Origin of the sequence: Rhodococcus sp. 21391 (genome assembly GCF_016772255.1) — a bacterium.
In the GTDB taxonomy this organism is placed as follows: Bacteria; Actinomycetota; Actinomycetes; order Mycobacteriales; family Mycobacteriaceae; genus Rhodococcus_F; species Rhodococcus_F opacus.
Genome location: NZ_CP063781.1, coordinates 1,630,639 through 1,650,161, shown reverse-complemented (window position 1 = coordinate 1,650,161; position 19,523 = coordinate 1,630,639). Strand labels below are relative to the sequence as shown.

The following is a 19,523-nucleotide window of genomic DNA, read 5'->3' as shown; positions in this document are numbered from 1 at the left end:
ACTGAGACTCACATGATCGTTCGCACCACCGCAGAAATCACCGACACCGAGCGCGACATCACCAGCGAGGACGGAAACTGGCGCAGCAAGCGCATCATCCTCGGCGGCGACAAAGTGGGCTTCTCGTTCCACGAGACCACGATCAAAGCGGGCTCGGTCAACGAGTTCCACTACGCCAACCACGTCGAGGCCGTCTGGCTCGTCGAGGGAACCGGCAAGTTGATCGACCTCGACAACGACAAGGTCTACGAACTCGGCCCCGGTTCGATGTACCTGCTCAACGGTCACGAGCGTCACCGTGTCGAGCCCGACACCGAAATGCGCATGCTGTGCGTGTTCAACCCGCCCGTCACCGGGCGTGAGGTCCACGACGAAAACGGTGTCTACCCGTTGATCGAGGTTCCCGCGTAAGTTCGACCCCATGGCCGACGACGCTGCTGTTCCAGCTATAGCCATCGGACCCGCCCCGGACCCGCTCCTCGAGGATGCGGTGCGCCGGGGCGGCGCCCGTGTGGCACCCCTCGAGTCCGCGGACGCCCTGGTCTGGACCGCGAGTCCGATCGGGTTCCCGGACCCGCTTCCCGAGAACATCCGCTGGGTGCAGTTGAACTCCGCGGGTGTCGAGGAGTGGTTCGCCGCGAAGGTGATCAGACCTGACACCACCGTGCTGTGGACGTCGGCGGCGGGCGCGTTCGCCGCCACCGTCGCCGAGCACGCTCTGACGCTGCTGCTGGCCGGGGTGCGGGCACTTCCGGAGCACCTCGAGGCGAAGACCTGGCGTCAGCAGGAGTTCTTCTCGAAGATCGGCACCCTACGGGGCACCACGGTCGCCATCGTGGGTGCCGGCGGAATCGGCCGGGCACTGATCCCGATGCTCGCGGGTGTCGGGGCCGACGTCATCGCGGTGAATCGCTCCGGAAGCCCGGTGCCGGGCGCGATCGAGACGCTCCCCACCACCCGTCTCGGCGAGGTGTGGGCCCGCGCGGACCACTTCGTGCTCGGGGCTCCCGCCACCGACGCCACGCACCATCTGGTCGGGGCGGCGGAGTTCGCGCAGATGAAGCCGACCGCGTGGGTGATCAACGTCGCGCGCGGCTCGCTCGTCCACACCAACGCACTGGTGAAAGCGCTGCGGGACAAAACGATCGGCGGTGCGGGACTCGACGTCACCGATCCCGAGCCGCTTCCCGACGGCCACCCGCTGTGGGATCTGCCCAACGTGATCATCACCCCCCACGATTCCAACCCGCCTGCGGTCCGGCCCCCGGCGTTCGCCGAGCACGTGGCACTGAACGTCGCCCGCTTCGTCGCAGGTGAGAATCTCACCGCTCTGATCGATCCTGTCGTCGGGTACTGAGCCGGCGCTACCCTGGAGTGCGTGTTCGCCCGACTGATCGACGTACTCGGTGGTCGGCGCCTGTGTGTGATCACCGGCGCCGGCATCTCGACCGACTCCGGAATTCCCGACTACCGGGGTCCGGAGTCGCCGCCGCGCAATCCCATGACGTACCAGCAGTTCACCGGGGACCCCGACTTCCGCCGCCACTACTGGGCGCGCAACCACCTCGGCTGGCGGCACATGGACGCCGCCCGGCCCAACACGGGCCACCGCGCGCTGGCGGGGCTCGAACGGGCCGGTGTCGCGCGTGCCGTCATCACCCAGAACGTCGACCTGCTGCACACCAAGGCCGGCAGTCGCCGGGTGATCGACCTGCACGGCACGTACGCCCAAGTCCGGTGCCTGGCGTGCGACGCCCTGATCTCGCGGGCCACGCTCGCCGACCGGCTCGAGCGTGCGAACCCCGGTTTCGCCGAAACCGTCGCTGCCGCACAGGGAGTGGAGATCGCACCGGACGCCGACGCGGTGATCACCAGCACCGAGCATTTCCGGATGGTCGACTGCGAGGCGTGTGGCGGACTTCTCAAACCCGACATCGTGTACTTCGGCGAATCCGTCCCGAAACCGAGGGTCGCCGCCGCCTACGACGTGGTCGACGAGGCCGAGGCGCTCCTGGTGGCCGGCTCGTCGCTCACCGTCATGTCGGGACTGCGGTTCGTCCGGCACGCCGCCAAGCGCGGAATCCCCATCGTCATCGTCAACAGAGGGACGACACGCGGCGACGAGTTCGCCACCCTCACCCTCCACGCCGGTTGCTCGGAGGCACTCACCGCACTGCTCGACGCGTCCTCCGCGCTGCCCGCGTGACCGTCAGAGCGGCACCAGATCGTCCGCGTGGACGACGGGGCGCTGCATCTCCGCGGGCAGTTCCTGGGTCGACTTGCCCAGGATGTCGCTGATCTCGGCGGAGTCGTACGCCACGACACCCCTGGCCACGGGACGTTCGTCGGGGCCGAGGAGCGACACGACGTCGCCGCCGTAGAACCGCCCCGACACCGCGCTGATCCCCGCGGGCAGCAACGACCGCCGTTTGGTGACGACGGCACGCACAGCGCCCTCGTCGATGTGCAGGATCCCCTGCTCGTCCGCGGCGTGGCGCACCCAGAACTTGCGCGCCGACAACCGGGACGGCCGGGCCGCGAATGCCGTCCCCACCCCGGCGTCCCGTAGCGCTGCCCCGGCGTCCGAGGCGGCGGCGAGCAGCACAGGCACGCCGGCATCGGCCGCGAGGCGCGCTGCCGACAGCTTGGACGCCATCCCGCCGGTGCCGAGAGCGCCGCCCGAACCTGCGACCACACCGTCGAGATCCTCCGGGCTGTTCACCTCGGGAATCAGCGTCGCATTGCCCTTGCGGGGGTCGCCGTCGTACAGCCCGTCGACGTCCGACAGCAGGACCAGCGCCTCGGCGCCGACCAGGTGCGCGACCAGCGCCGCGAGCCGGTCGTTGTCGCCGAAGCGCAGCTCCGCCGTCGCGACGGTGTCGTTCTCGTTGACGATCGCGACCGCGTGCAGCGCGCGGAGGCGGTCGAGAGTGCGTTGCGCGTTGCGGTGCTGCGCGCGGCGGGCGATGTCCTCCGCGGTGAGCAGCACCTGCCCGACGGTGCGCCCGTACCGGGCGAACGACGTGCCCCAGGCGTGGGCCAGCGCCAGCTGGCCGACGCTCGCGGCGGCCTGCTTCGTCGCCAGGTCCCGCGGCCGCTTGGTCAGCCCCAACGGAGCCAGACCCGCGCCCACTGCCCCGGACGACACGACGACCACGTCGGAACCGGCACGCATCCGTGCCTCGATCGCATCGGCCAGCTCGTCGAGGCGACGGACGTCGAGCCCGCCGACCAGGCTGGTCAGCGCGGACGATCCGATCTTCACGACAATGCTGCCCGCCGACGCGATCGTGCGCCGGGTGGCGCTCACTGGTCTTCGGGGTCGAGGCCTTCGAGACCGCGACGGACCCTTGATGCGTGCTTGCGTTCGGTCGCGCCGATGCGCTCGACCTGATCCAGACGCGGGTCGGTACCGCGGCCGGTGCGAGTGAGATCGACGCCGGCCGGTGTCTGGGGCTCCCAGTCGAAGCTCACGTTGCCGATCGTGACGGACGCTCCCGGCTCCGCACCCTGCTTGACGAGCTCGGTCTCCACGCCGAGTCGCGCGAGGCGGTCGGCGAGGTAGCCCACGGCCTCGTCGTTGTCGAACTGCGTCTGCCGCACCCAGCGCTCCGGCCGCGTGCCGCGGACGATGAACCCACCTGGGATCTCGGGGTCGGCGACGACGCTGAAGCTGTTCTCGTTCGCGATCACCGGGCGGATCACCTGACGCTTCGGCTCGGCCTTCGGGTGCGCCTCACGGTAGTCCGCAACCAGCTTCGCCAGCGCGAACGTCAACGGGCGCAATCCCTCTCGGCTGACGGCCGAGATCGTGAAGACAGGCCACCCGCGGGCCTCGAGATCGGGGGTGACCATCTCGGCCAGCTCGGCCGCCTCCGGCACGTCCGCCTTGTTCAGGATCACGATGCGGGGCCGGTCCGCGAGGTCACCGAGCCCGGCGTCGCCGGACAGCGCGCCCTTGTACGCGGCGAGTTCCGCCTCGAGTGCGTCGATGTCGGAGATCGGGTCGCGGCCCGGGTCGAGCGTCGCGCAGTCGACGACGTGGGCCAGCACGGCGCACCGCTCGAGGTGGCGCAGGAAGTCCAGTCCGAGCCCGCGGCCGTCGCTCGCGCCGGGGATCAACCCGGGCACGTCGGCCACCGTGAACGTGGTGTCGCCGCTCGACACCACACCGAGGTTCGGCACGAGCGTCGTGAACGGGTAGTCGGCGATCTTCGGCTTCGCCGCCGACAGCACGGACACGAGCGAGGACTTACCCGCCGACGGGAACCCGACCAGCCCGACATCGGCCACGGACTTCAGTTCGAGGACCAGTTCCCGCTCGACACCGTCCTCACCGAGGAGCGCGAAGCCCGGCGCCTTGCGCGCCTTCGACGACAGGGCCGCGTTGCCGAGTCCGCCGCGACCACCCTGGGCGGCCTCGAAGCGGGTGCCGACACCGATGAGGTCGGCGAGAATACGCCCGTCCTCGTCGAGGACGACGGTGCCGTCGGGGACCTTCAGGATCAGGTCGTCGCCCTGGGCGCCGTCACGGTTGCTCCCCATCCCCTGCTTGCCGTTGGTGGCCTTCGCGTGGGGGTGGAAATGGAAGTCGAGGAGGGTGTGGACGTTGCCGTCCACCTCGAGCACGACGTCACCGCCACGCCCGCCGTTGCCGCCGTCCGGGCCACCGAGTGGTTTGAACTTCTCCCGGTGTACGGAGGCGCAGCCATTGCCGCCTTTTCCGGCGCTGACGTGCAGCACGACGCGGTCAATGAATCGGGACATGACTGCCGGATCCTTCCTCAGCCAATTGTGTTGATCTCACTCTGAAAAAAACAATAGGGGCGGACCGGGTATCACGACCCAGGTCCGCCCCTATTGGGAGCTTGAAACGTCCCTCACGGGACGATGCATACTCGCGGCAGGACTAGGCCTCTGCCGCCGCCGGAACGATGTTCACGGTCTTGCGTCCACGCTTGGTGCCGAACTCGACGGCACCGGCAGAGAGCGCGAAGAGCGTGTCGTCGCCGCCACGACCGACGTTGACGCCGGGGTGGAAGTGGGTTCCGCGCTGACGCACCAGGATCTCGCCGGCGCTGACGGACTGGCCGCCGAAACGCTTCACGCCGAGTCGCTGAGCATTTGAATCGCGACCGTTACGGGAGCTGGATGCACCCTTCTTATGTGCCATGTTCTTGACCCTCCTCGGGTGAAATCAGCTCTGAAGCTCTAGCTACTTGATGCCGGTGACCTTGAGGACCGTCAGCTTCTGCCTGTGGCCCTGACGCTTGTGGTAGCCGGTCTTGTTCTTGAACTTGTGGATCCGGATCTTCGGGCCCTTGGTGTGCTCGACGACCTCACCCGTGACCGAGATCTTGGCCAGCTTGTCGGCGTCGGTCGTCAGATCGGATCCGTCGACGACGAGAACGGGAGCAAGCGAGACAGCAGTGCCGGGCTCACCCTCGATCTTCTCGACCTTGACGAGGTCACCAACAGCGACCTTGTACTGCTTTCCGCCGGTCTTGACGATCGCGTACGTTGCCATCGGAGGGCTACCCCTTGCTTCTTCGAACTTGCTCGCGCCACAGTGTGCGCGACTGGTCTGGTGTGACGGCTAGCTCGGTCGAGATCGCGCAGCCTTCACAGGTAAGGGCACAGCTGACCTTCATCGCCGAGTAGCGACTGGTCAAGGTTACAGGAAGGCAACCGTTCCGTACAAACCGGCGTCGATTGCCTTCCCGCGCTCCCTCGTCAGTTGTCGGCGTCCACCGGCGGGCCGGCGGGACGTGCCGCCGCCCGGCGGCGCCGCGGCCTGCGCGGCGCTGCCTGCGCATCCGCGCCGTCGGGCGAGGACGCGGGCGGTCGGCTCACGGCCGAAGCCGACATGGCCGGTTCCGGCTCCGGTGCGTGCTCCGCGCCGGTCTCCGATGTCGGGATCACGAACACGGTCCCGGCGCTCGGGGTTTCGGACACCGGCGCGGCCGCTGCCCTCGACACCCGACGACTCCTGCGCCGCGGCGGGGACACCGGCTCCGGTTGGGGCTCGGGCTCGCGCTCCACGACGGGTTCCGGGGTCTCGGCGACCGGAGCCGCTTCGGCCGGCGCAGGTTCGACGACCGGCTCTTCGGCCACGGCTTCCTCGACGACAGCTTCCTCGACGACGACTTCCTCCGCCTCGGGTGCCACGACGGCTTCCGCGGCGACCGCTGCCGGGGCCTCGGCCACCGCTTCTTCGATGCCGGGCAGGTCAGCCGCCGGCGTCTCCGCCTCCACGGCGACCGGCTGCTCGGGCTCGGGAACCGCCGCCGCGGGCTGCGCGGCGGATTCCGCCTCGTGCCCGCTGTGTGCGTGCGCGGCCTCCTCCTCGTGATGGTGGTGTGCCATCGCGAGAGCGACCGGGTGGGCCCGCTTGACGGTGGCGTCCACCGTCGGGGTCTCCTCGTGCACGGGAGGCTGCGACGTCTCCCCGCCGGACGACTTGTCGCGTCCCCGCTTCTTGCGGGAGCCACCGGAGTCGCCGCCGCGGGACGACCCGCCGCGCGCACCGTTGTCCTCGGAGGTCTTCACCTCGATCGGCTCGGCGTGGACGAGGATGCCCCGGCCGTGGCAGTGCTCACACGTCGTCGAGAACGCCTCGACCAGTCCGGTGCCCAACTTCTTCCGCGTCATCTGGACCAGACCGAGCGACGTGACCTCGGACACCTGGTGGCGGGTGCGATCCCGGCCCAGGGCTTCCGTCAGCCGTCGCAGCACGAGGTCGCGGTTCGATTCGAGCACCATGTCGATGAAGTCGACGACGATCATGCCGCCGATGTCGCGCAGGCGCATCTGCCGCACGATCTCCTCGGCCGCCTCGAGGTTGTTCCGGGTGACCGTCTCCTCGAGGTTTCCGCCGGCACCGGTGAACTTGCCGGTGTTGACATCGACCACGGTCATGGCCTCGGTGCGGTCGATCACGAGCGTGCCGCCGGACGGCAACCAGACCTTGCGGTCGAGCGCCTTCGCCAGCTGCTCGTCGATGCGGTGCGCCACGAAGACGTCGACACCGTTGTCCGACGTGTGCTGCTCGAGCCTCGGCATGAGATCGGGGGCCACGGACTTGATGTACGACTCGACCGTCGACCAAGCCTTCTCGCCCTCGATGACGAGCTTGGAGAAGTCCTCGTTGAACAGGTCGCGGATGACCTTCACAAGAAGGTCGGGCTCCTCGTACAGGGCCTGCGGGTTACCGGACTTGCCGGATTCCGCCTTCGCGGCCTGCGCTTCGATACCGGCCCACTGGTCCTGCAGACGCTTCACGTCGCGAGCGAGTTCCTCCTCGCTCACACCCTCTGACGCGGTCCGGATGATGACTCCGGCGTCCGAGGGCACGATGTCGCGCAGGATGTCCTTGAGGCGCTTGCGCTCCGTGTCGGGCAGTTTGCGGCTGATGCCGGTGGACGTGCCGCCCGGCACGTACACCAGGAAGCGGCCCGCGAGACTGATCTGCGTGGTCAGCCGCGCACCCTTGTGCCCGACCGGGTCCTTGCTGACCTGAACCAGCACCTGATCGCCCGGCTTGAGAGCCTGCTCGATCTTGCGGGAGTTGCCGCCGAGCCCGGCGGCCTCCCAGTTGACCTCACCCGCGTACAGCACGCCGTTGCGGCCGCGGCCGATGTCGATGAACGCGGCTTCCATGCTGGGCAGCACGTTCTGGACGCGTCCGAGGTACACGTTGCCGACCATCGATGCCGACGCCGACGTGGTCACGAAGTGTTCGACGAGGACGCCGTCCTCGAGCACGGCGACCTGCGTCGTCGCGTGCGGTTGCCCGGTGGCGATGCGGTCGCGCACCACCATCACGCGGTCGACGGCCTCGCGGCGGGCCAGGAACTCCGATTCCGTGAGGATCGGCGGACGCCGGCGGCCGGCATCCCGGCCGTCACGGCGACGCTGACGCTTCGCCTCGAGCCGCGTCGAACCGGTGATGCCCTGGACCTCGTCCTTCGAGCGGCTCTTGTTGCGAGGTTCACGCTCGTGGACGACGGTGTTCGGCGGATCGTCCTCGGACGTGGCCTCTCCCGACCCCTCGCCACCGGACTTGCGACGACGACGGCGACGGCGGCGACGGCTCGACCCGTCGGAGTCGCCCTCACCGGCCTCTTCGTCACCGGACTCCGCCTCGGCCTGCTCGGCCTCAGCGGGCTTCTCCTCGGATTCCTTCTTCGGCTTCTCTTCGAGCTCCCGAGCCGGTGTCTCGGCGACCTTCTCCTCGCGCGCGGATTCCTCGGCCTCGGGACCCTCGGTGTCGGTGTCGGTGTCGGTGTCCTGCTCGTTCTGCTGTTCGCCCCGTCCGCGACCACGGCCGCGACGGCCGCGGCGACGACGACGCGGCTGGTCGCCGTCGACGTCGGACTCGTCCGTCTCGGTCTCGGCGGTTCCGGTGTCCGTGGCCTTCGCGGTCTCGGGCACCTCGTCGTGCGATTCGACGACGGGCGGCTGCTCGGTGGTGGGTTCCGGGGTCCCGGCGTCCCGGCGACTGCGGCGGCGACGCGGCGGGGTCTCGACCGCCGCGAGGTCGGGCTGCAGGAAGAGCGGGACCTGCGAGACGGCGGGCGGGGTCTCCACGGCGGGCTCGGCGGCGGGCGCCTCGACCTGGTAGGACGCGGTGGTGAACAGGTCACGTCCGAGGTCGCGCTCGGAAACCGCGGCCTCCTCCGCGACGGGTTCCTGGGCGGGAGTTTCCTCGGCGGGAACCGCCGGAGCGGGAGTCTGCTCGACCGCCGCTTCCTCGACGTCGGCAGCCGCGACCGGTTCCGGCGCGACCTCGACGGCCGGTTCGGCGGCCGGGGTCTCCGCGACCGGTTCGGCGGCCGGGGTTTCCGCGGCCGGTTCGGCCGCTGCGGGTGGCTCGGTGGGAGCGTTCTGCGCAGCGGTGAAAGCTGCGTGCACACGCTCGGCGACGTCGCGTTGCAGGCTCGACTGCGCGCTGCGCAGTTCGGTTCCGAGGGCCGCAGCCTCGGCGAGAACCTGCTTGCTCGTCACGCCCAGCAACTTCGCGAGGGCGTGAACGCGAATCTTCTCCGGAAGAGCGGGAACCGCGCTCCCGGCGGTGGCCGAGTCGTTCGGCTCTGAATTTGTGGGCGGCGCTTGATCGGCCACGTAGTCTCCTCAGCCCCCGGGCGCGTCCACTCCCGTGTCTGGGGGTGTCACGCGGCCACGCGAGGGCGCAGTATGTGTACTCGCGCCCCAGATGTGAGCGCGAGATTGTCTGGTCTCGCTCCACACAGCGCGTGCAGTGTCCGTTTTCACTGCACACCCATGTGGTGCCTTGCGGATGGCCGTCGTCCGCGGCGCGAGCGCCTGATCATCCAGCGTGCCGAAACGCCCAGGTATTTCCTGTTGACGCAGGGGCAGCGATGAAGGGCATCGAGCCGTGGTGTCATCCGGTCGAAGCCACGTGGTGCACAAATTGCGGTCCGACCACCTTCAGTATCCCACACGTGTGCCGCAGTCCGTGCCAGCGGCGCACGTATCGGTCTGGAACATGTTCCGCACGCGAGGGCGCCGCCGGCCCGGAGGGCAGGCCGGTGGGTCGAGGGGTGGGTGGAGAGGTAGATCAGTTGGCGGCGAGGTGCGGGAACCAGAGGGCGATCTCGCGCTCGGCCGACTCGACCGAGTCGGAGCCGTGCACCAGGTTCTCCTGGGCTTCGAGCCCGAAGTCACCGCGAATCGTGCCCGGAACGGCCTTCTCGACGGGGTCGGTGCCGCCGGCGAGCTGACGGAACGCCGCGATCGCCCGCGGACCTTCGAGCACTGCCGCGACGAGCGGGCCGCCCGTGATGAATTCCAGCAGGCCCGGGTAGAACGGGCGGCCTTCGTGCTCGGCGTAGTGGGCGGCTGCGATGTCGCCGGGAGCGGTGCGCAGGTCGAGCGCGGAGATCGTCAGACCTTTCCGCTCGATACGACCGAGGATTTCTCCTACATATCCGCGGGCAACGGCATCGGGCTTGATCAGTACAAGGGTGCGCTCAGTCACGGCGCATAGCCTAAATGGTCAGCCCCGCTGCCCCGGCAGCAGGCCCCGCTCCATTCGCTGGCGGACATTCCGGCGGAAGTAGAGAAGGTATCCCCACAGGATGGCGAAGACCACTCCGACCGAGCCGATCGACACGTGGACGAAGAACCCGAGCAGGAGCCCCACCTGCAACAACAGGTTGTACTTCATCGCCCAGGGGCGGCCCTGCAGGCCCGCCCCGAGGATCATGAGCACCGCCAGCCCCACGAGGTACGTTCCGGACCACCAGGTCAGTCCGCCGCCGACCGTCGCGACGACCGGCAGGGCGAGAAGCACCACGATCGCTTCCAGAATCAGAGATCCCGCGACCACACCGCGGAATCCCTTCCACGGGTCCTTGGTCGGCGGCCCGAACTCCGGTTCCGAAGCACTCGAGTCTGGCTCGCTCACGCTGGGTCCTTTCCGAAGAGGGTGCGGGCCGCACCGGCGGTCACCACGGATCCGGTGACCACGACGCCCGCTCCCGATACTGCTTCACCCGGCTCGGCGACCTCCTCGGCCAGTCCGATGGCCGTTTCCAGCGCGTCCGCGAGTGTGGGCGCCACGACGACGCGTTCGTCGCCGAACTTGGCGACCGCGAGATTGGCGAGATCGTCGACGTCCATGGCTCGCGCCGAACCGTTGTTCGTCACGACGAGCTCGTCGAACACCGGTTCCAGCGCCGACAGGATGCCGTCGACGTCCTTGTCCCCCATCACGCTGACGACGCCGACCAGCTTGCGGAAGTCGAACTCGGCAGTCAGGGCGGCGGCGAGCGCACGAGCCCCGTCCGGGTTGTGCGCGGCGTCGAGGAAGACGGTCGGGGCGCTGCGCACCCGTTCGAGCCTGCCCGGATTGACGACCGAGGCGAACGCCTCCCGGATGGCCTCCTGGTCAAGCTGCCGTTCCGGGCCCGCACCGAAGAACGCCTCCACGGCCGCGAGCGCGAGCGACGCGTTACGCGCCTGGTGCTCCCCGTGCAGGGGCAGGAAGATGTCGGTGTAGACCCCGCCGAGGCCCTGGAGTTCGAGCTGCTGGCCGCCGACCGCGATCTGCCGGGCCAGCACCGTGAACTCGGAGCCCTCCCGCGCGACCGCGGCATCCACCTCGACGGCCCGGCGGAGCAGCACCTCCATCACTTCCGGCGTCTGCTCGGCGAGGATCGCGACGGCGTCGCGGGGCACGAGCGCGTCCTCGCGCCCCTTCTTGATGATGCCGGCCTTCTCCTCGGCGATCCCGGCCAGGTCGTCGCCGAGATACTCGGCGTGATCGAGGCTGATCGGGGTGATCACCGCGATCTCGCCGTCGATGACATTGGTTGCGTCCCAACGCCCGCCGAGACCCACCTCGACGACGGCGACGTCGACGGGTGCCTCCGCGAACGCGGCGTACGCCATCGCGGTGAGCACCTCGAATTTGCTCATCGCCGGGCCGCCGGCCGCCTGCGACTGCTGGTCGATCATCTGCACGTACGGTTCGATCTCCCGGTACGTGTCGACGTACCGGCGGGGCGACACCGGGCGCCCGTCGATGCTGATGCGCTCGGTGGCGAGCTGCAGGTGCGGGCTGGTGGTGCGGCCGGTGCGCCGGTGCAGCGCCGTGAGCAGCGCGTCGATCATCCGCGTCACCGACGTCTTACCGTTGGTGCCGGTGACGTGGATGGCGGGATAGCCGTGCTGCGGCGAACCGAGCACGTCCATCAGGGCCGCGATCCGGGTGAGGGACGGCTCGATCTTCGTCTCGGGCCACCGCTTGTCGAGTTCCGCCTCGACCAGTGTCAGCTCCGCGAGGTCGACAGGACTGACTTCCTCCGGCGTGAAGTCGGGCGAGGTCACGCGCCTTCCAGCTCCTTCAATCGCTTGGTGATGCGTTCGATTTCTTCCGTCGCGATCTGCTGACGCGTACGGATCTTCTCCTTGACGGCGTCGGGGGCCTTGGCCAGGAACGCCTCGTTGGACAGCTTCGCGGTGGTTCCGGCGAGTTCCTTCTGCGCGGCCGCGAGATCTTTCTCCAGCCGCGCCTTCTCGGCGCCCAGGTCGACGTTGCCCGACGTGTCGAGATCGACGGTGACGGTCGCCTTGCTCAAGCGCACCTCCACCGACGCGGACACCGCGAAACCGTCCTCCGGGTCCGTCAGACGCGCCAGCGACGTGACCGCGGCGAGCTGCGTGTCCAGATCGGCCTCGGCAATGCCGCTGATCCGCGCGGGCACCCGCTGCGAGGGCTTGAGCCCCTGGTCGCTGCGGAATCGGCGCACCTCGGTCACCAGTCGCTGCATGTCCTCGACACGCTGCGCCGCAACCGCATCCGCGGCGGTCTCGCTCGACTGCGGCCAATCCGCCACGACGACGGATTCGTTCTCGGTGAGCGCCTTCCACAGGGTCTCCGTGACGAACGGGATCACCGGGTGGAGCAGGCGCAACAAGGCGTCGAGGACGTTGCCGAGCACGGCCCTCGTGTTCGCCGCGACCGTGTCGTTCTCGGCGAACTGCACCTTGGCCAGCTCGAGGTACCAGTCGCAGACCTCGTCCCACGCGAAGTGGAACAGTGCCTCGCACGCCTTGCTGAACTCGTACCGGTCGAATGCGGCGTCGACCTCCCCGCGCACCTGCTCGAGGCGGTCGAGGATCCACCGGTCGGCGTCGGTCAGTTCGCCGCGTCCGGGCAGTGGTGCCGGCGCGGCCCCGTTCATGAGGGCGAACTTGGTCGCGTTGAACAGTTTGGTCGCAAAGTTCCGCGACGATTGCGCGTGGTCCTCGCCGACGGACAGGTCGCTGCCGGGGTTGGCGCCGCGGGCCAGCGTGAAGCGGAGCGCATCGGCGCCGAAGCGGTCGACCCAGTCGAGCGGGTCGATGCCGTTGCCCCGCGACTTCGACATCTTCTTGCCGAACTGGTCGCGGACGAGGCCGTGCAGGAACACGTCCTGGAACGGCATCTGCGGTCCGGACTTGCCTTCGCTGAACACCCCGTCGCTTCGCTCGCCCCGCCCAGTGATGGCGTCGTCCTCCGACACATACGTGCCGAACATCATCATCCGCGCCACCCAGAAGAACAGGATGTCGTAACCGGTGACGAGAACACTTGTGGGATAGAACTTCTCGAGCTCGGGCGTCTTCTCGGGCCAGCCCATGGTCGAGAACGGCCACAACCCGGAGGAGAACCAGGTGTCGAGGACGTCGGGATCCTGCACCCAGCCCTCGGGCGCGGTCTCGTCCGGTCCGAAGCATGCGACCTCGCCGTCGGGGCCGTACCAGATCGGGATCCGGTGACCCCACCACAGCTGACGCGAGATGCACCAGTCGTGCATGTCGTCGACCCAGGCGAACCATCGCGGTTCCTGACTGGCCGGGTGAATGACCGTGTCACCGTTGCGCACCGCGTCGCCGGCGGCCTTCGCGAGGGACTCGACCTTCACCCACCACTGCAACGACAGGCGCGGCTCGATGGACTCACCGGTGCGCTCGGAATGTCCGACACTGTGCAGGTAGGGCCGCTTCTCCGCGACCACGCGACCCTGCTCGGCGAGCGCCTCACGCACCTTGACCCGTGCCTCGAAGCGGTCGAGACCGTCGAATTGCGTTCCCGTGTCGGCGATCTTGCCGGTCTTGTCCATGATGGTCGGCATCGGCAGGTTGTGCCGCAGGCCCATCTCGAAGTCGTTGGGGTCGTGCGCAGGCGTGATCTTGACGGCGCCGGTGCCGAAACCGGGATCGACGTACTCGTCCGCGATGATCGGGATGTCGCGCCCGGTGAAGGGGTGCTCGAGCGTCGTTCCGATCAGGTGCTTGTAGCGCTCGTCGTCGGGGTGGACGGCCACGGCGGTGTCGCCGAGCATCGTCTCGACACGGGTGGTCGCGACCACGACGTGCGGCTCGTCGTCGTTCAGGGAGCCGTACCGCAGCGAGACCAGTTCGCCCTCGACGTCCTCGAACTTCACCTCGATGTCGGAGATCGCCGTCTGCAGCACGGGCGACCAGTTGACGAGACGCTCGGCCCGGTAGATCAGGCCGTCGTCGTACATGCGCTTGAAGATGGTCTGGACGGCGCGGGACAGCCCGTCGTCCATGGTGAACCGGTCGCGGCTCCAGTCGACGCTGTCACCGATGCGGCGCATCTGGCCGCCGATGGTGCCACCGGACTCGCGCTTCCAGTCCCACACCTTGTCGATGAACAGCTCGCGGCCGAAGTCTTCCTTCGTCTTGCCGTCGACGGCGAGCTGCTTCTCGACCACGGTCTGCGTCGCGATGCCCGCGTGGTCCATGCCGGGCAGCCACAGCACCTCGTAGCCCTGCATCCGCTTGCGGCGGCTCAGCGCGTCCATCAACGTGTGGTCGAGCGCGTGACCCATGTGCAGGCTGCCGGTCACATTGGGCGGCGGCAGGACGATGGAGTAGCCCGGCTTGTCGCTGTGAGGGTCCGCGCGGAAGTAACCGGCGTCTACCCAGCCCTGATACAGATCGTCCTCGACGGAACTGGGGTCCCAGCTCTTCGGGAGGGCATCGGCACGGTTCTGGGGATTTTCTGGAGCTGCACTGGTCACCCGTCGAGTCTAATGAACGCACGGACGACCGACGACGGGGCTACCGTCCGCCTCGCTACTGGTCGCTGAACAGCGCGCGGTGCACCTCGGTGGCGGTGCGATGCTCCGGGTCGACGGGGCGCAGCGCCTCGCCTGCGTCCTCGCCGCCTGCCTGGGATCCTGCGGTGGTGTGCAGCTCGGAGAAGAGCTGCACGTGGTGGTCGTTCAAGGGATTCCTCCGGTTCGTCTGCCGCATCCAGTGCAGCAACCACTCGAGAGTGTCGAGTATGCATCGAGAATGCCGCCGATCGGCGGCGACACGGCGATCGGCGCGCCGGTGGTGTTCACCCACACGCCGGCTGAAGGCTCAGCCGGCCCGCCGCGCCACCACACAGGCGAGGTAGAGCGTCATGCCCAGACCCGGTTCGTCCAGCGGGCGACCGAGGAGCCGGGCGATCTTGTCGAGCCGGTTGGCGAGGGTATTGCGGTGGACGTGCAGCCGCTTCGCCGCCCGGCTGGAGTTGAACCCGCACTCCCCCCAGGCGATCAGCGTCTCCTGCAACTGCGGCCAGTCGTTGTCGGTGGCCAACGCGCCGAGCACGGCCCGTGACAGCCTGTCACGGGTCTCCGCAGGTATCACCGAGACGGCCTGATGGAGGCGGAACCGGTCGATGTGGTAGACCTGGCCGCGTGGGTCGAGAACCGCGCCGAGCCGGAGCGCGTCGTACGCGTCCTGGGACGACAGATTGAGGTGCTCGACCCCGTGCGCGATCGAGCCGATCCCCACGCGGGTGTCCCATCCTCGTTCCCGGATCTGGGACACATACTTCCGGCACCGGTCCGTCAAAGCCGAATCCGCAGCCGGGATCGGTGCGGTCACCACGGTGGTGACCGCGATGACCTGTCGGGCGAGCGGTGCGACCAGATCGGTCGCGGAGTCGAAGGTGTCCTGCACGGCGCGCAGGACCTCGAGGGACACGGGCCGTCCCTCCACGGCGGCGTCGTCGGTGTGACTGTCGTAGCTGATCAGCACCATGACCCGGGGACGGCGCAGGTCGTATCCCAGACCCGTTGCCCGCCGGGAGATCTGGGCCTCGGTGAACGTGGAGCGATGCCAGTCACAGATGTCGCGGAGCAATTCTTCCGCTGCCCGCTCGTAGGTCAGCCGGGTACCGATCCGCGAGGCCTCCTGCATCAGGATTTCGGTCTGCCGCTTGACCACCAGCCCGAACTGTTCGACCTGCTCGGGTGAACCGGACAGCCCGATGGTGCCCACCACGTCACCGTCGATGACGAGCGGAATGGTGACGCCGGGCAGACTGCCGACGAGGTCGCGGACGTCCGCTGCCGAGTGCGCGATCATGCGCCGTGCACGGATCACCTCGATCGATGCCTCGTGGAACTGGCCGATGCGACGTTCGTCCCCGCTGCCGACCACCGTTCCGGCCGCATCCGTGATGAGCACGTTGAACCCGATGACGTCGGTGATCTCGTTCGCGATCTGTTGCGCCAGAGCCTCACTCAGCATCGACTGCCCTTCCGAACGCTTGTGGGAGTTGTGCACATCGCACAATTGGGTATCGATCTCAGTGTAGATCAAGGGCAACTCGCCTAGTGACTACGGTCACATGACGTTCCTACGATGGGTTCATCCCAACTAGGAGTTCACATGGCAATCCTCGACTGGATACTTCTCGGTGCCTACTTTGTGCTACTCGTCCTGATCGGCGTCCAGACCATGCGACGCGTCAAGTCGCCGGACGATTTCGCCGTGGCAGGCAACCGGATCATCTGGCCGGTCTTCTTCGGCAGCCTGGCCGCAGCCTTCCTCGGCGGCGGAGCATCGCTCGGCGTCGCCGGCGCCGCCATGCGTGACGGATACGTGTACATGTTCGCCTTCTGCGCGTTCGGCGTTCAGACGGTGCTCGTCGGCTACTTCGTCGCGCCCAGACTCAAGAACTACATCGGCGCCCACACCCTCGGCGACATCATGGAGACCCACTACGGCCGGCCTGCGAGACTGGTCACCGGCGTACTGTCCGTCGTCCTGTGCGCCGGCATCCTCGGCGCCCAGGCCCTGGCCATCGGCACCGTCGTCAACGCCACCCTCGACGTGCCCACCGTGCCCGCGGTGATCATCGGGATGGGAGTGGTCATTCTCTACTCCTCGTTCGGTGGGGCGTGGGCGGTGATCCAGACCGACCTGCTGCAGTTCGTCTTCCTCGGAGTGCTCCTGCCGGTGGCGCTCCTCATCGGGCTCGACGCCGTCGGCGGACCGTCGGCTCTCCTGGACAGCGTTCCCGCCGAGCATCTTTCGTTCATGGGCGACTACTCCCCCGCACAGTTCCTCACGCTCTTCGCGGCACTACTGCTCGGCGAGACGCTGGTCCCGCCGTACGCGCAGCGGACGTTCTCCACCCCCGACTCGCGGCACGCCCGTAAGGGCTACGCACTGGCCGGGTTCTTCTCGTTCTTCTTCTTCTTCACCTCGGCGTCTCTCGGGTTGATCGCACTCGTCCTGTACCCGGACATCGAAAGCGATCAGGCGCTTCCGACCGTGGTGATGAATCTGATGCCGGTCGGCGTTCTCGGATTGGTGGTGGCGGCGCTGATGGCGGTCGTGATGTCGACGGCCAGTTCCTACCTCAATTCCACCGCCGTCGTCCTGACCAAGGACATCTACCAGCCGCTCAGCCCCACCGAGCTGCCACCGTCGAGGCGGCTCACCGTCGAGCGGGCCACCAGCGTCGTCGTCGGTGCCGGAGCGACCATCTTCGCCCTCAGCGTCCCGTCCATCGTCGACGCCCTTCTCTACAGCTACACCCTGTGGGCTCCGACGGTCATCGTCCCGTTGTTCGGCGCCGTGCTGTTCGGCGTGCGGTCCGCTCCGGCGGCACTGTCGGCGATCACGGCGGGCGCGATCGTCACCGCGGTGTGGCAGTGGGGCCTCGACGCTCCGTTCGGACTGGACGGGCTGGTGCCCGGCGTCGTCGCCAACCTGCTCGTCTTCGTCACGGTCGCCATGGCCACCTCGTCCCGCTATCCGCGCCGGCAGCAGCCTGCCGTCCGCGTCACCGAAGGAGAATTCGCATGATTCCCACCCTCCTCTATTACGGGGTGCCCACCGCCGTCGTCACCGTCACCCTCTGGGTCGGATTTCTCGGCTGGCGCTTCTACGTCAAGGAAGTGCTGCGCGGCGACCGCGGCGACACCACAGCGGGTGAGCCCGACCATGGGTGACATCGTGGACGTGCCCGGGGTGACCACCGGCACCAGCCCGTACCCGTCGGCGCGCAGGGTCGGCGACCTCGTGTTCGTCTCCGGCCAGGTCTCGTTCGACGACACCGGCAACGTCGTCGGCACCGACGTGGTGGAGCAGACCCGTCACTCCCTCACACGACTCGACAGGGTCCTCGCCGCGGCAGGCGCCACCCTGCACGACATCGCCTCGGCCACGGTGTATCTCGCGAACGCCGACGACGCCCCGGGCTTCAACGAGGAATGGAGGCGCTGGTTCGCCGCCGAGCACCGCCCGGCCAGGGCCACCGTGGTCGCGGCCCTGCTGGACCCGCAGCTGCTCGTGGAGATACAGGCCGTCGCCGTCACGGGCCGGGGTTCGACCGAAGGAAAGGAAGCGGAATGAAGGTGGCAGTACTCGGAGCAGGGGTCGTGGGAGTCGCGACCGCCCACGCTCTCGCCGAACGCGGACACGAGGTTCATGTGTACGACCGGCGCAGTGAGGTCGCGTCCGACACCAGCGCGAGCACCGCCGGACTGATCGCCCCTGGTCACTCCTACGCGTGGGCGTCGCCGTCGGCTCCCACCATGCTGGTCCGATCGTTGCTCGGCGCGTCGACCTCGATCCGCGTCCGTCCCCGGGCGGACGCCGAACTCGCCCGGTGGGGTGTGCGATTCCTCCGCGAGTGCACGGCCTCCCGGGCGCGGTCGAACACTCTCGCGAAGCTCCGCCTGGCCCGGTACAGCCAGCAGCTGATGGACGAACTCACCGCCCGCGAGAACCTGGAGTACTGCCAGACACGGAACGGCGTGCTGTACCTGTACCGGGAGGAAGCGGAACTCGAGCAAGCGCGGGTGAACTCGCAGCTGCTCCGCGACCACGGACAGCTGCAGGACGTGCTGGGACCCGAGGAGATCGCGGCCGCGGAGCCCGCCCTCCGGCACGGGACGGCCACGTTCGCCGGGGCGATCCACGACCGCACCGACGGCACCGGCGACCCGCACCGATTCTCGGTGGGGCTCGCCGAGGAATGCGGTCGGCTGGGGGTCCGGTTCCACCTGGGCACGTCCGTCGTGGCCCTCGAGTCCGACGGTGCGGCCATCACGTCGGCCGACACCGATCGGGGCCACATCCGCGCGGATGCCTTCGTCCTCGCCGCCGGGGCCGCGAGTGCTCTCGTCGCGAGGAGTGTCGGTCTGCGACTGCCCGTCTACCCGGCCAAGGGATACACGCTGACTGCGACCGTCAAGGACCCCGAACGCGCGCCGGTGGTGGGCGGCATCGACGAGAAGACACTCGTCGCCTGGTCGCGGTTCGGTGACGAGCTGAGAATGTCGGCCACCGCGGAATTCGTCGGGTACGACCGCAGTCACTCGCCCGCCGACTACGCGGGCATCGTGGACGCGGGGAACGAACTGTTCCCCGGCGCGGTGGACTGGGACACGGCCAGATACCGGACGGGCCTTCGCCCGATGACGCCCGACGGCCCGCCGATGATCGGGCTGGGGCGTCACGACAACCTGTACTTCAACACCGGTCACGGTCACGTCGGCTGGACCATGGCGGTCGGCTCGGCCCGCATCCTCGCGGATCTCGTGGACGAACGGCGACCGGACATCGACCCGAGTCCGTACTCCCCGATTTCGTCGCGCCGGCATCCGAGCGGACCAGGCGCGTAACGAAGTGCACTGACCCGACGACTATCCGAGCGTGCCTCCGGAAACGGCGGCGCACCGACCTCGCTGACC

Annotated in this window: 18 protein-coding genes; 7 read left to right on the top strand and 11 right to left on the bottom strand. The window is 68.5% G+C overall.

Translation table 11 applies throughout. From position 1 onward, the window contains the following. Window positions 1-12 precede the first annotated feature (12 nt). From GO592_RS07780 to GO592_RS07770, 3 genes are read left to right on the top strand one after another with little or no spacing between them, the layout of a single operon-like run. Window positions 13-411: an ectoine synthase gene (locus tag GO592_RS07780; RefSeq protein ID WP_005248060.1), complete on the top strand. Its 399-nt coding sequence runs from the start codon at window positions 13-15 to the stop codon at window positions 409-411. A 10-nt stretch (window positions 412-421) separates the two neighbouring features. Next, window positions 422-1,357 carry a D-isomer specific 2-hydroxyacid dehydrogenase family protein gene (locus GO592_RS07775; RefSeq protein ID WP_039952346.1) on the top strand — a complete coding sequence of 312 codons (936 nt, stop codon included), beginning with the start codon at window positions 422-424 and terminating at the stop codon, window positions 1,355-1,357. A 21-nt stretch (window positions 1,358-1,378) separates the two neighbouring features. Then, on the top strand, window positions 1,379-2,206 hold the full coding sequence (locus GO592_RS07770) for an NAD-dependent protein deacetylase (protein WP_005261296.1): 828 nt from the start codon (window positions 1,379-1,381) through the stop codon (window positions 2,204-2,206). Window positions 2,207-2,209: 3 nt separating this feature from the next. On the opposite strand, the gene proB is transcribed toward GO592_RS07770, so the two are convergent. From proB to GO592_RS07715, 11 genes are all read right to left on the bottom strand, one after another. Beyond that, window positions 2,210-3,310, bottom strand: coding sequence for a glutamate 5-kinase (gene proB / locus GO592_RS07765; protein WP_007299460.1), 1,101 nt, complete (start codon window positions 3,308-3,310; stop codon window positions 2,210-2,212). After that, entirely contained in the window at window positions 3,307-4,767 is a 1,461-nt protein-coding gene (gene obgE / locus GO592_RS07760) for a GTPase ObgE (RefSeq protein WP_005572497.1), read from the bottom strand. The genes proB and obgE overlap by 4 nt, the downstream gene beginning before the upstream one ends. Window positions 4,768-4,909: 142 nt before the next feature. Then, window positions 4,910-5,173: a 50S ribosomal protein L27 gene (gene rpmA, locus GO592_RS07755; protein WP_005248077.1), complete on the bottom strand. Its 264-nt coding sequence runs from the start codon at window positions 5,171-5,173 to the stop codon at window positions 4,910-4,912. A 42-nt stretch (window positions 5,174-5,215) separates the two neighbouring features. Next, window positions 5,216-5,527 carry a 50S ribosomal protein L21 gene (gene rplU / locus GO592_RS07750; RefSeq protein WP_005248081.1) on the bottom strand — a complete coding sequence of 104 codons (312 nt, stop codon included), beginning with the start codon at window positions 5,525-5,527 and terminating at the stop codon, window positions 5,216-5,218. 206 nt (window positions 5,528-5,733) lie between these two features. Next, on the bottom strand, window positions 5,734-9,123 hold the full coding sequence (locus GO592_RS07745) for a translation initiation factor IF-2 N-terminal domain-containing protein (protein WP_007299459.1): 3,390 nt from the start codon (window positions 9,121-9,123) through the stop codon (window positions 5,734-5,736). Between the two features lie 457 nt (window positions 9,124-9,580). After that, a complete protein-coding gene (gene ndk / locus GO592_RS07740) occupies window positions 9,581-10,000 on the bottom strand; it encodes a nucleoside-diphosphate kinase (RefSeq protein WP_005248085.1) in 420 nt (139 codons plus the stop codon). A gap of 18 nt (window positions 10,001-10,018) precedes the next feature. Beyond that, the gene (locus GO592_RS07735; RefSeq protein ID WP_005248087.1) at window positions 10,019-10,429 is read right to left on the bottom strand and encodes a DUF4233 domain-containing protein; all 411 of its coding nucleotides are present in this window, start codon (window positions 10,427-10,429) and stop codon (window positions 10,019-10,021) included. Further along, window positions 10,426-11,853, bottom strand: coding sequence for a bifunctional tetrahydrofolate synthase/dihydrofolate synthase (folC, locus tag GO592_RS07730; RefSeq protein ID WP_005261300.1), 1,428 nt, complete (start codon window positions 11,851-11,853; stop codon window positions 10,426-10,428). The genes GO592_RS07735 and folC overlap by 4 nt, the downstream gene beginning before the upstream one ends. Next, window positions 11,850-14,558 carry a valine--tRNA ligase gene (locus GO592_RS07725; RefSeq protein ID WP_007299458.1) on the bottom strand — a complete coding sequence of 903 codons (2,709 nt, stop codon included), beginning with the start codon at window positions 14,556-14,558 and terminating at the stop codon, window positions 11,850-11,852. The genes folC and GO592_RS07725 overlap by 4 nt, the downstream gene beginning before the upstream one ends. Before the next feature lie 55 nt (window positions 14,559-14,613). Then, complete coding sequence (locus GO592_RS44125; protein WP_231137662.1) at window positions 14,614-14,766, bottom strand: hypothetical protein; 153 nt, start codon at window positions 14,764-14,766, stop codon at window positions 14,614-14,616. Window positions 14,767-14,904: 138 nt separating this feature from the next. Then, window positions 14,905-16,065, bottom strand: a complete 1,161-nt coding sequence (locus GO592_RS07715) for a CdaR family transcriptional regulator (RefSeq protein WP_193385496.1) — start codon at window positions 16,063-16,065, stop codon at window positions 14,905-14,907. Between the two features lie 141 nt (window positions 16,066-16,206). On the opposite strand from GO592_RS07715, the gene GO592_RS07710 reads away from it, so the two are divergent. The 4 genes from GO592_RS07710 to GO592_RS07695 are packed head-to-tail and all read left to right on the top strand — an operon-like array spanning window position 16,207 to window position 19,454. Further along, window positions 16,207-17,631: a sodium:solute symporter family protein gene (locus GO592_RS07710; RefSeq protein ID WP_007299456.1), complete on the top strand. Its 1,425-nt coding sequence runs from the start codon at window positions 16,207-16,209 to the stop codon at window positions 17,629-17,631. Next, complete coding sequence (locus tag GO592_RS07705; RefSeq protein WP_005567593.1) at window positions 17,628-17,777, top strand: hypothetical protein; 150 nt, start codon at window positions 17,628-17,630, stop codon at window positions 17,775-17,777. Before GO592_RS07710 ends, GO592_RS07705 begins: the two co-directional genes overlap by 4 nt. Further along, window positions 17,770-18,180: a RidA family protein gene (locus GO592_RS07700; protein WP_007299455.1), complete on the top strand. Its 411-nt coding sequence runs from the start codon at window positions 17,770-17,772 to the stop codon at window positions 18,178-18,180. Before GO592_RS07705 ends, GO592_RS07700 begins: the two co-directional genes overlap by 8 nt. Next, window positions 18,177-19,454, top strand: coding sequence for a D-amino acid dehydrogenase (locus GO592_RS07695; RefSeq protein WP_007299454.1), 1,278 nt, complete (start codon window positions 18,177-18,179; stop codon window positions 19,452-19,454). The genes GO592_RS07700 and GO592_RS07695 overlap by 4 nt, the downstream gene beginning before the upstream one ends. The last annotated feature ends 69 nt before the right edge of the window (window positions 19,455-19,523 follow it).